General features: G+C 66.0%; 12 protein-coding genes. 6 read left to right on the forward strand and 6 right to left on the reverse strand.

Annotated elements, in window-relative coordinates; translation table 11 throughout:
• Positions 1–233 precede the first annotated feature (233 nt).
• The gene (locus JHN63_RS24085) at positions 234–842 is read left to right on the forward strand and encodes a hypothetical protein (protein WP_200683877.1); all 609 of its coding nucleotides are present in this window, start codon (positions 234–236) and stop codon (positions 840–842) included.
• A gap of 70 nt (positions 843–912) precedes the next feature.
• On the opposite strand, the gene JHN63_RS24090 is transcribed toward JHN63_RS24085, so the two are convergent.
• The 5 genes from JHN63_RS24090 to JHN63_RS24110 all read right to left on the reverse strand — a co-directional run bounded on the left by JHN63_RS24090 (position 913) and on the right by JHN63_RS24110 (position 5129).
• A complete protein-coding gene (locus JHN63_RS24090) occupies positions 913–1539 on the reverse strand; it encodes a hypothetical protein (RefSeq protein WP_307781963.1) in 627 nt (208 codons plus the stop codon).
• 3 nt (positions 1540–1542) lie between these two features.
• Positions 1543–3858 (reverse strand): hypothetical protein, encoded by a 2316-nt coding sequence (locus JHN63_RS24095; RefSeq protein ID WP_200683879.1) that lies wholly within the window; start codon positions 3856–3858, stop codon positions 1543–1545.
• 122 nt (positions 3859–3980) lie between these two features.
• Positions 3981–4502 (reverse strand): hypothetical protein, encoded by a 522-nt coding sequence (locus tag JHN63_RS24100; protein ID WP_200683881.1) that lies wholly within the window; start codon positions 4500–4502, stop codon positions 3981–3983.
• A 133-nt stretch (positions 4503–4635) separates the two neighbouring features.
• Positions 4636–4806, reverse strand: a complete 171-nt coding sequence (locus JHN63_RS24105; RefSeq protein WP_200683883.1) for a hypothetical protein — start codon at positions 4804–4806, stop codon at positions 4636–4638.
• Positions 4803–5129 (reverse strand): hypothetical protein, encoded by a 327-nt coding sequence (locus tag JHN63_RS24110; RefSeq protein ID WP_200683885.1) that lies wholly within the window; start codon positions 5127–5129, stop codon positions 4803–4805. Before JHN63_RS24110 ends, JHN63_RS24105 begins: the two co-directional genes overlap by 4 nt.
• A 646-nt stretch (positions 5130–5775) precedes the next feature.
• Here JHN63_RS24110 and JHN63_RS24115 point away from each other — a divergent pair.
• The 5 genes from JHN63_RS24115 to JHN63_RS24135 all read left to right on the forward strand — a co-directional run bounded on the left by JHN63_RS24115 (position 5776) and on the right by JHN63_RS24135 (position 10142).
• On the forward strand, positions 5776–6222 hold the full coding sequence (locus tag JHN63_RS24115; protein ID WP_307781964.1) for a hypothetical protein: 447 nt from the start codon (positions 5776–5778) through the stop codon (positions 6220–6222).
• Between the two features lie 2 nt (positions 6223–6224).
• The gene (locus JHN63_RS24120) at positions 6225–8045 is read left to right on the forward strand and encodes a WXG100 family type VII secretion target (protein WP_200683887.1); all 1821 of its coding nucleotides are present in this window, start codon (positions 6225–6227) and stop codon (positions 8043–8045) included.
• Between the two features lie 135 nt (positions 8046–8180).
• Entirely contained in the window at positions 8181–9368 is a 1188-nt protein-coding gene (locus tag JHN63_RS24125) for a S8 family serine peptidase (RefSeq protein WP_307781965.1), read from the forward strand.
• Between the two features lie 54 nt (positions 9369–9422).
• On the forward strand, positions 9423–9770 hold the full coding sequence (locus tag JHN63_RS24130; protein ID WP_200683897.1) for a WXG100 family type VII secretion target: 348 nt from the start codon (positions 9423–9425) through the stop codon (positions 9768–9770).
• Between the two features lie 72 nt (positions 9771–9842).
• Entirely contained in the window at positions 9843–10142 is a 300-nt protein-coding gene (locus JHN63_RS24135; protein WP_043683472.1) for a WXG100 family type VII secretion target, read from the forward strand.
• Positions 10143–10427: 285 nt separating this feature from the next.
• Here the strand turns inward: JHN63_RS24135 and JHN63_RS24140 are convergent, their stop codons facing one another.
• Positions 10428–11273, reverse strand: a complete 846-nt coding sequence (locus JHN63_RS24140) for a hypothetical protein (protein WP_200683899.1) — start codon at positions 11271–11273, stop codon at positions 10428–10430.
• Between the last annotated feature and the right edge of the window lie 27 nt (positions 11274–11300).

Raw genomic sequence — 11300 nt, forward strand, 5'->3', positions numbered from 1 at the left:
GTCGTGGTGGCGGGGCTCGGAGGGACCGCGGTGGCGGTACGGGATGCGCGTCGGCGGGGTGGACGGGTGACGGGTGGGACGGGCGGTTGACGCGCTGTTGCCAGCCCCCTGCCGGTCCGTTGCCGGTCTGTTGCCGGTCCCTTGCCGGTCCGTTGTCGGAGTGAGCACCAACAACCCCTACCTGATGGGCAGTTGACGGAAGTGAACATCAACGACCTTGCGGTGGGCGGCCGATGGACACGCTGACCAAGCTGAACGTGTTCGTCCTCGTCCTGTCCGCCGTACTCCTGGCCATGGCCTGTGTGAGGGCGGACCGGGTGCGCGCGTGGCGGTCGGGCATCAACCCGTCGGCCCCCGAAGTCCCCGACGCCTCCTTCACCGTGGCCCGCGTCGTCCTCGTCGCGATGGCCGGCCTCGGCCTCTGCACGGCCCTCCAGGGTTTCGGCGTCTCCGACGATCTGGCGTGGAGCGAGGGCGAGTTGACGAGCGCGGTGCGCGGCGCGACGTCCGACCTGGACGGCTTCACCTTCCAGGTCGACCAGTCGGACACCCCGCTCTCCTTCGACGACTACAAGTCCCTGATCGAGGACAGGATCACCGAGAACGGCGCCGCCGACGCCCCTCAGGCCGGCATCACCGCCGAACCGTCCCCCACCGACACACCCACCGAGGCCAACCTCACGATCACGGCCCACGGCACGGACAAGACCTTCTGCACCCATGTCCTCCGCACGCGCTCGAAGGCACACGACTACACCCCGCCGGGGATCAGCGGCGGGGTGGGGACGTTGACGTATGCCGGGTATCGGCTGGGGGTGGAGACGCGGGAGGGGGCGTGTTGAACGGGGTGACGATGGCCGGGGCAGCCACCGCTATCACCCTTCAGACGGACTTCGGGCCCTGCGCGGCCGCCTACGAACCTTCGCCGAGTTTGGCCTGTGCGTCGCATTTCGCCTTGGTGTGGGCGTATTCGGCAGCGTTCCTGGCCAGGGTGATGAGGCCGTCGCGCAGTGCCGAGTCGTCGGCGTTGCCCTGTTTCTTCAGATTGACGACCACGCTGAGGTGACGGCTGGCTCCGTGTGATGTGCAGGGGAGGTAGATCGCCGCGACCTTGGCCGAGGCGAGTGCCTTGTCCCCAGCCGTGAACGGCGTCAGTGACGACACGGAGTCGTACTGGCCGAGTACTTCCTCTGCCCATGTCTGCGTTGTGTCGTACTCCAGCAACTCGGCCCCTGTCCAAGCGAGTTGTTCACCGTCTCCGTCCACGGCGCAGTCTGTCTGGTACGTGTCGTCGGTGTCGTCGAGGCGGAGGTCCGTCAGGCTGTCGTCGAACGAGTACGACGACTTCTCGGGCAGCACCCGCTTCAAGGCGGCGGCACTTGTGGACGCGGACCCCATGGTCGTACACACATCTGATGCCTGGATGTCGCCCACCTCCTCGAAGGGCGGAAGCTTGACCGCGTAGGCGATGCCCACGAGGAGAGCCAGTGAGACGAACACCGCGCAGGCGAGAAGAGTCTTCGAACGAGTGAGTTTCACTTTTCAGTCTTCCGTGTCGAGTTGCCGAGGGATGCCCTCTCCGTCGAGGTACTGGTGGACCTTCCTGCCTGCCGAGTCGAATCCGTCCTCCGCTGAGGTCGCGACGGACGCCTCGATCAGGGGATGGCGGTGACCGGAGTTCTCGCCCGCCTTCCTGGCCGCGGCTTCGACCAACTTGTATGTCGAGTCGGAGGTGTCCTGGAAGCTCGCACCGTTGCGGTAGATCACTTCGCCGGAACTGTCCTTCATGGCTCCCTCGGTGATGGAGCCGATGATCTCGTCGGCGGCCGTCCCCGCCAGATCGCCGATGATGGCGCCACCCGGCCCGGTGAGCGGCTCCGTGGCCATGCCGACGCCGATGCCGATGGCGGTTCCGCCCCACGTGCTCGCGTTCTCCAGGGCGGCGTTGTATTCGGCGTCCTTGGCGCCTCCCTCGAGTTCGCCCGCATAGGCGCGTCCGGCGCCGAGGATGCCCTCGATCTGGCCCGCTGTCCGGGCCACGCCGTCGATCCCCTGCTTGAGGTTGTCGCTCTCGCTGAACGACGGATCCTGGACATAGGCATCGGGATGCTGGAAGTGATGTTGCATCAGCTGCGTCGTGTAGCTGTGCTGGCCCAGGTTCACGGCGGCATACCCTTCGGGATTCTGGCCGACCGTGTAGAGGAACCTCGTCACGTCCCTCTCGTCGGGGGTGGCCGCGGTTCCCGCGATGGGGAAGAGCGCCGTCTCGTGGTCCTGCCCCGCGTGCAACTGGCGATTGATGTCAGGCATGTACTCCGCGGCGATCTGCCCCATGCTGTCCGACATGTAGCCGTTCTTGCTCAGGCGGGACGGGTCCTCGGAGATCGAATGGACGATGTTCTCCATGAGCTTTGCCTGCTCGGCACTGTGGGCCGGGGTGTCGGCCGTGGGCATCTCCCCGGCCGGGTGCCCCGTGGTGGCCGCCTCCAGCGCCTGGGCCAGATTGTTCTGACCGGTGTGGATGTCCTCCCCGTGGAGGTCCACTTCCTGGGGCCAGTCCCGTTCCTCGAACAGGTACTGGAAGTTGGAGAGCGTGACCTTGCCTTTGTAGTCGTTCTCGTCGTCCGAGTCCCGCTCGAAGGGGTTGTCCGGGTCGTCCTGCGAGACGTACTCCTGGTTGAAGAACGAGGTAGCCGCGTCAGGGCTGTTGGACAGGCCCTTGAGGTAACCGGTGAGCGGATCGGAGCCGCTGTCGTCGCCGATGCGGTTCAGCCAGGGATCCCCGCCCATGAGCTGCCAGAACCCGTTGCGGTGCGCGCCGTTGCCGGTGAGCTTGCGCTCGGTTTCCATGAGCTTTGTGCCGTAGTCCTCAAGGAACCGGTCGTCGTAGTCGCCGGCCCGCATGAGGTTGCTCATGACCTGGAAGCCCATCGGGCCACCGCGGTCGCCGTACAACGGCTTGTCGCCGATGTCGATCATTGTGCGCTTCCAGTCGGCCATCGCCGCCGAGTCGCTCTGCGACGCGTGGGCCAGCGTCATGCTCAAGTTGCGCTGCAGATCGTCGAATTGATCGAGCCGCTCGCGCCCCAGTTCGTAGTTTCCCCTGTTGGCGTCCGTGATCCCGGTCCAGAACTCCAGGGTCTTCTGCGGCCCGAGACGCGTGGCGAACCGCTCCGCGAAGAGTTCGTCGCCGCCGTACTTCTTGAGCCCCGCGTTGAGCCGGTCGAAGTCCGCGACCGTCAGATCGTCGGGGTTCTTCTTCGCGAGCTCGGCCAGCGCGTCGGCTTCCTTGACGGCCGCGGCCGCGTCGTCCCGGTTGGCGTAGTCGGCATCCGTGAAGCCCGACTGGCTCTGATCGGCGATGGCTTGGAGGACCGTCCTGGCCGTGTCGTCGCTCTCGGTCGCCTTGTTCAGAATCCCCTGGATCTGGTCCCGGAGCGCGGTGATCTCGGTCGCGTTGTCCTTGTCCCCCTGGGTGCGGCCCTCCGGCGGAACGTTCGTCGTGACCGTGAAACCACCGTCGTAGCCGATGACCGTGAGGTTCTTCTTCCGGCCGCCCTCGATGGCGTCGACCAACTGCCCGTGGTAGCCCTTCAGTTCGTCCCGGGTGTCGCTGAGGATGTTGCGGATCGACTTGGCCTGGGTGTGCGCGTCGGTGAACTCGCCGGCGGTCTTCCCGATGAACTCCTTGGACACCTTGGCGTTCACACCGGCCCAGTCGGCCTTGTTGGCGGCCTGGTGAAGGTCGTCCTCGGCGTCCTTCTTGAGTTCCTCAAGGTGCCCGACGAGCGTCGACCAGTCGGTGACGGCGTCGTCGAGCAGCTTGAAATTCGCGTCGCGGAGAGCGTCGAGTTGCATGGGTGGGTGTCCTTGGAGAAGGCGAGAGAGGAGATGAGGAGGTGGGGAAGTGAGGAGGTCAGTACGGAAGCGGGCGCCGCCTCCGGTGGCGTGCACCCGAGCCGCCGCCCATCCGGCGGTCACTACTCCTTCTCGTCCTTCTTGTCCTTGTCCCCGTAATAGACGGGGTTCTTCTCGCCTGGCGCGCCGACCCGTTCGTCGAAACCGGCGTCCAGCGTGTCGATGCTGCTCATCTGCCGCTGGATATAGCCCTCGTCACCGGCGTGCAGCTTCGTCGTGGTGTGCATGTGGTTGGAGATCTGCGCGCACGCGTCCATCAGGGACTTGAGCTGCTCCTCCCACCGCGCCGACACGTGCTGGAGTCCGGCACCGAGCGCGAACCCCTGCTTCGACAGATCACCGGCCGCGGAGTCACTGCTGGGCACGGCGACGCGGGCCTTGTCCCACAGTTGGTTGTAGAGGGAGTTCGCGGCACTCCCGATCTTGGCCAGGTCCTTCTGCCCGACCCGGAGATCGCCGTACTCCTTCGGCAGCACATAGGGGCCGTACGTCCCGCCGCCACCGTCGACATGGTTCAACCGCATGGCAGGCGACTGCCGATCGGCGGCCTGAGCCTTGAGCTGCTCCCACTCTTCCCACGCCATGGACGGACCCTTCCCCCGTGTGCTCGACACCTGATCTCCGGTCAAGCTAGCAACCTGCCCTGGGTAAAGTCCTGGTCAGGTCCGTAATGTGGGGATTGTCGGGGTGTGAAGTTTCGGGGAAGACGGCTGGGATTCAAGCGAACTTCTTCAAGTTGCCCAAGGGGGCAGGGAGTTCGCTCTCCGCGAGGCAGTTGATCTCCTGGGCGAGCTTCACGGCGGCTCCGTGTCCGAATCCGATGCGGGTCAGGTCTTCGGGGGCTTGGGCATCGTGATTCTGGTTGAGCTTGTACGTTTCGATGGTCACGGGGGCGCGGTGTCGGACGCCGCGTTCGCGTCTCCGTCGCCTAGTTGGTGATCGCCTCGCCTGGTGTAGTCGAGGCGGTTGGAGATGTGGGCGGTGGCGTCCAGGAGCGGCTGGGTCTGTGGGGCTCGGTGTTCGGCGTCGTGGTCGAGCGCGGCCAAGTCCTCCTGGTTGACGCGCAGATCACCCTGCGGACTGTCCTCGCCGTTGCTTCCGTCCGAGTCCGCAGGCAGCTGGTTCAACTCCGTCGTCGCCGAGTGCCGCTCCGCCGCCCGGGCCTTGAGCTGCTCCCATTCGTCCCACGCCCTGCGCGGATACCTCCCCATGGCCCCCGTATTCCGTTATGCCCCGTAGTTTGCGCTTTGCCCAATGAGCGCGTTCGCGGCAGGGCAAAGCCGGCGTCAACGCGGCAACTGGTTTGTCAGGCTCAGGTTTTGTAGTCGCAAAGATCTTTCGAGGCCGTGTCGTCGGCGGGGGAGGGAGTCGCCGGGTCGGGACTCCGGGCGCGCTGTCGCTTGTCGCCGGGTGTGTGTCGGCTGTCGAACACTCCGGCGGCCATCCCCGGTGCCGTTGCGGCGTCGGCCTGGCTGTGGCAGCGGTCATGGGGGAAGCGGCGTACGGGAGTTGCCCGCGCCGACGGTCCGTAGCGTGTGGAAATGTGATGAAGATCGTGAAGCGTGACGTGTTCGAGGAGGATGGTCGTGGTCACGATTGGGCCGCCGGAGGATGGGTAACGCCATCAGGAGCCGTGTGACCGGTGGGAGCCGAACCGGCGAATCGGGCAAAATGTGGCGTCCGGGCCGGTTGCGTAACTGAGTTAACACACAGCCCGGTTGGAGCCGATGTACAGGTTGACTACAGTGGTAAACGCGTTGTCAGGTGCGGCTCGGTTTGCGATCGTACGGTGAGCGGATGGGATCGGCGCGGCTTGGCCGCGGCCGATGGATGTACGGGGAAACGGGGAGGGGCGTCGTGGTTCCGGCAGACGTGGTGGGGGACGTGTCGGCTACCAGCGCGAAGGACCTGGAGGCGAGTAGCGAAGCGCTGACCGACTTCGTGAACCGGGTGGACAAGGTTCTGCGCGATCTTGAGGGGTCGGCGGGGAATCCGAAACGGGTGGGTGCTCAGACGGTCAGCGCGGGGTCGATCCACAGGGGTGGGCGCGGCGCTTTCCACGAGGCGGACGGTCTGTACGACGAGTACCACGCGGTCCACAACAAGCTCACCTCTCTCTCCAAGACGCTGCATCTGCAGATCGAGGCGATCGGTATCGCCGTGCAGGGTGCCAGGGGAACGTTCGACGGGGTGGAAGAAGATCAGCGTCGGCGGTTCTGGGAGATCCAGACGGAGATCGCGAGGATCAACACCGACTCGGGTCCCGAGCGCACCAACACCGCCAACTCCGGGATGAGTGGGTGACGATGACTGACCATCAGCACAAGGCGGACCTGAGAAGGGTCGCCAGCCAGAATCAGTTCACCGACCTGGCTCGGGGTGTCGAGGAGCGTCCGCGAGAGAGCGGGCTCCTGGCCGGCCTCGTCTACAACCCCGTGCGCGCGGTGGTCGAGAGCACGTCGCAGGGCCAGGCCGTCCATGACTCCGTGCACGGGCCGGCCGGCGACCGTCGTACGAACTTCGAGAGCCGCCCGCTCAACGAGATGATCGACCTCGTGGAGCGGACGAACCCGGAGGATCTGGAGTCCTCCGGCAAGGCTCTGTGGGACGCGCGTGACGCGATCAAGGCGGCGGCCGAGGAGCTCAGCGGTCACATCGACAAGGTTCAGTGGGCCGGCGAGTCGGGCGACGCGTTCCGTAAGTGGGGGAAGGAACTCGTCACCCAGACGCAGAGCCTGAGCACGTTCGCCGGGGGCGCGGGCGATCAGATCACCGCCGCCGCCATGGGGCTGGCGTCGGTGCGCAGCGCCATGCCCGCTCGCGATACGCAGGTGGAGCGGAAACACCCCGCGACGTTCACGGCGGCGGAGAAGGTCGCGAACAAGGACGAGTACACCGCGGCCGTACGCGTGGAGAAGGATCGTCAAGAGGCGATCAACCAGATGAATCGGCTGTCGTCGTACTACGTGGTGTCCAAGGATGAGCTGGCGGCGCTGAACAGCAAGGCGCCTGAGTTCACGACCATGCCGGATGTGGGTGTGCCGCAACCTGTTACGACGCTAAGGCGCGGCGGCTCCCCGAAGTCAGGCGGGGACGACGTACAAAGGACAACTACGGTCAATACCGCGGGGCATCACACCCCGGTCGCGTCGACCACGGGTGATTCGGGCAAGCACGTCGTTAGCGACGTCACACCGTCTGCCAAGCACGTCACCAGTCACGTCGTATCTCCTGACGTTCCCACGCATACGAACATCGACAGCGTGGGCACATTGCCACCGGCCACCACTACACCTGCGACGGTCCACAATCCGCCGGTCACAGGTACCCCTGTACCTGGGGGTGGTCAGGCCAGCGCCTTCGACAGCGGCTTCGGAACCCCCATGCCCAACGGTCCCCTGGGCAGGAGCACGGGTGGTTCCGGAGGCTTTCGGAACACGGTCTCTGCGCAAGGGCGCAGCGGTACATCGGACCTGAGGAACTCAAACACGGGGCGGTCCGCAAGTCGCGGGCCCACGAGTCAAATGGGCCGGGCCACCGAGACCGGCCGGTCGCTGGCCAAGGGCTCCGCCGCTGGAGCCAAGCCGTCCCCGATGGGCCGTGGTGTCACCGGCGGTACTCCGAGAGCGAGCGGTACGACCACTCCGCGAGCCAACGGTGGTTCGGCCACCGGTGCCGGTCGTTCGAATGGTGTTGTGGGCGGACGGCCCACGAACGGCACAGGCAATACGGCTAAGGGCGGATCCAGGATTCCCCGTGGCAACGTCATCGGTGCAGAGGAAGCGGCCGGTTCTCGGTCCGTGCCAGGTCGACCGGGGCAGCGTGGTGTCTTCGGAGCGCCCGATCCTGCTGCCAGGCCGGCCCCGAACGCATCGAAGGCCCGTGGCGGTACGGGCGCGTCCGAGAGCGTGACGGCCGTGCCCACCGAACGTAAATCCGTTGCCCGAGCCGAACGCAATGGCATGACGCGCGGTGGATCCGGTCTCGTACGCGGACCTGGCAGCCAAGGGAAGCCCGGTGACAAGGAACGAGCGGACGGGGCTTCCTGCCCCGACCATCTCGTTGAGGATGAAGAGACACACCTGCCCATCCAGCTGCGGCGCGATGTGCCGCCGGTCGTCAACTGAGCGCGAGCGAGGACAGTCAACGTCATGAAGTCAGGGAACAGCCGTCCAGCCCGGAGGGCTGCGCTGCTCAGGACACGCCGTGCCGGACGAGTACGTGCCGTAGGTGCGGTCCTCGGCGCCCTGGCTGTAGCGAGCGTGGGATTCGCGCCCAATGCCGGCGCTGACGACGTTCAGTCGAAGCAGTGGTACCTGGACGAGATGCAGGTTCACCAGATGTGGAAGGTGAGCACGGGGAAGGGTGTAAAGGTCGCTGTCATCGACAGCGGAGTAAACCCGAATACACCTTCCTTGAAGGGCCAGGTCCTGGTCGATGAGGTGCCTAAGTCGGTCGCGTACCGCTCGACGGTCGACTACGACGGCCATGGGACAACCATGGCCGAGTTGATTGCGGGTACCGGATCCGGCGGTAGCCTCCAAGGGCTGGCGCCGGGCGCGAAGATCGTCCCCTATCGCGCCGTCTTCCAAGGGTTTAAGGCCGGTGCAGCGGAAGAGAAGAAGACTCCCAAGCCGTGGCAGGCGATCAGGGCCGCAGCCGACACCGATGCAAAGATCATCAGCATGTCCTTCGGAGGGTTTGTCAGCCCTCAGGTGGAGGCAGCGGTCAAGTATGCCGCCTCAAAAGGCAAGTTGATGGTCGCCGCAGTGGGAAATTCGGGTACCGGTAAAGGCACTGGCAATATTGACTATCCCGCCGCCTACCCCTACGTGCTCGGCATCGCCGCGGTCAACTCGTCGTTCACTGTGACGAAGTTTTCCTCGTACGGAAATTTCGTCGACCTAGTGGCACCCGGTGAGGGCATTCCTGGGTGGTGCGATACCGCCTTCCGTACATACTGCGATATGCCCGGCACGAGTACGGCGACCGCGCTAGCCTCCGCCTCCGCCGCCCTCATCTGGTCCGCCCACCCCACCTGGACCGTCAACCAGGTCACCCGCGCCCTGATCGACACGGCGAGCCGGACGTGGCCGGAGAACGACCCGAGCAAGTACGCCGGTTACGGGTTTGTCCGTCCGCGGAAGGTGTTGGAGAACGCCAAGTACGACGCGGGTGCCGCCGACGTCGACCCGCTCGCGAAGGAGAACGGCGGCGGCGACCTGCTGGCCAAGTCGGCGAGTTCCTCCTCGGCCGCATCGACTCCGTCCGCGTCGGCCACGTCGAAGGCTCAGGGGAAGGGTTCCACCGGCGGTACCTCGGCAGCAGGTTCGAGCGCCGAGTCGTCCGACAACAGCAACACGCTCTGGATCGCACTCGGCGGTGCCGCCGCAGTGCTCGTCATCGCCGGCGCGGGCGTGGCCGTAACGCGCGCACGGCGAGCCAGGTGACCGGGATATCCACGCAGACCGCGATTCAGTCAACACAAGAAGGGTGAGCTGACCATGTCCAACAAGCAGAAGCTCGAAGATGCCGCAGTAGTCGATATTCAGAAGCAGATGCTCGACAAGTACGACGGCATCGCCAAGCGCGTGCACGGGCTTCAGGGTGTGATCGACGGGCTCGAAGGCCAGTGGCACGGTATCGGTCGTGCCGCGTTCGACAAGAAGCAGTACGAGATCAATGAGTCGCTGCAGAAGATCGGCACCATTCTCGGTGACGTCATCGAGGCGATGACCGCGACGCGGAACATCAAGGACAGCAAGGAAGACGAAGTCCGCGCGGCGGTCAACAAGATCGACCTCCAGGACGGCGCGCCGACCGTGCCCACGTCCTCGCTCAGCTCCTACTGAGTTCCGGCTGGGCTCGCCCCAGTTCGCACTCAGTTCCCACAGCCCCATTCGAACGAGACGAGGTACACACGCATGAGCCGTAACTCCGACGGCCTTTCCGTCACTTATGACGGGCTGGACTTCGCGGCCACGAAGATCGGCAACGAGGCGAAGCAGCTGGAGCAGGACCTTCAGGAGCTTCGCGCGCTGGTCGTGAAGAGCCTGCAGTACTGGGAGGGTGACGCGCAGAACACCTTCAACGAGAAGCTGCACCGGTGGGACAAGGAAGCCAACGACATCCACACCGCGCTGACCGGCATCGGCCACGTCGTGTACACGTCGGGCGGTACCTACATGGAAGGCGACAAGAAGGCCGCCAGCTACTTCCAGTAGGACGACGAAAGCAGAAGCAACCGGGGTGGGCGCGCGCGGGAGGCGTCCACCCCGCTGCTGTACCTAGCCATGAACGAGGGCGAGGGCGAGGGCGAGGACGAGGACGAGGAACTAGGGCGAGGACGGGAAGATGGGCGCATGCCCATGCCGGAAGCAACGCCCACGCCGGAACGCGGACGCCCCACGGCCGCGACACGGCAGATCCGCCGGATAGGCCCCTACCGATCGTCACCCGGCTCGACAGCCGCCTCCCAGTCCACACCCCCGTCCCCGAGCGCCCCTTCATCACCCGCAGCGCCGACGGCGACCGCACCGCCCTGCCGAGCACACCCCTGCCGAAGGCTGATCCACGGCGCTTCCTGGCCGAGGCCGACACCTCGAGCCGTCGCCTCGGGCCCAGGGACCTCCCGGCCTCTCCGCGTAGCAGTCACCGCCGAGCAGGCAGCCCTCCAGCGGGGTCGAGCCGGACGCCTCGGTCTCCTCGGCCCAGACGATGTCCTCGTCCGCGGACGCACCGCCTTCATCCGCGGACACACCGCCCGCGCCCTCGGACACGCCGACGCCGCGGCACATGCCTGTCGCTGTCTCCGCCGAAGCGTGCTCGGTCTCGGTCGCGAGCGCGACGATACGGCCACCGAACTCGGCCTCGCACGACCGGCGTTCGGCCGCCTTCCGCGCGGTGGCGGCCGCTAGCACCGCGACGGCGTGGACCTCGGTGTCGCTGTCGCGGTGGGACCCGTCGTCCACTGTCGACACGACGAGGGAGACGGGCCTGTCGGCGCAGGGCAGCACCACCGCGGTGTTGCGCCGGTCCGTGTAGCCGTACCCGTACCAGCCGCCGCCGAGCGCCACCGGCAGGGTGTCCGCCGACTGCGTGTGCAGCATGTCCAAGATGTCGAAACTGGACTCGGACCCCACGACGTCCTTGGCGACCAGCCCGACGGTCACCAGCAGATCGGCGACCTGACAGGTGTCGAAGCGTTCGTCGTCGAAGCCGTCGTGCAGATCACGGGACCACCCGGCGTCGATGTCGAGTGAGGTGAAGACAGCCGACTCCTTGTAGGGGATCAGTCCGTCGCAGTCCGTCGCCGGCTTGTCCGCGTAGCGCCGGGCTTGCCGGTGTCGCTCCACCGGTACCAGCCGTACCCCGCCGAGACG

The organism is Streptomyces sp. MBT65 (assembly GCF_016612545.1).
Lineage (GTDB): Bacteria > Actinomycetota > Actinomycetes > Streptomycetales > Streptomycetaceae > Streptomyces.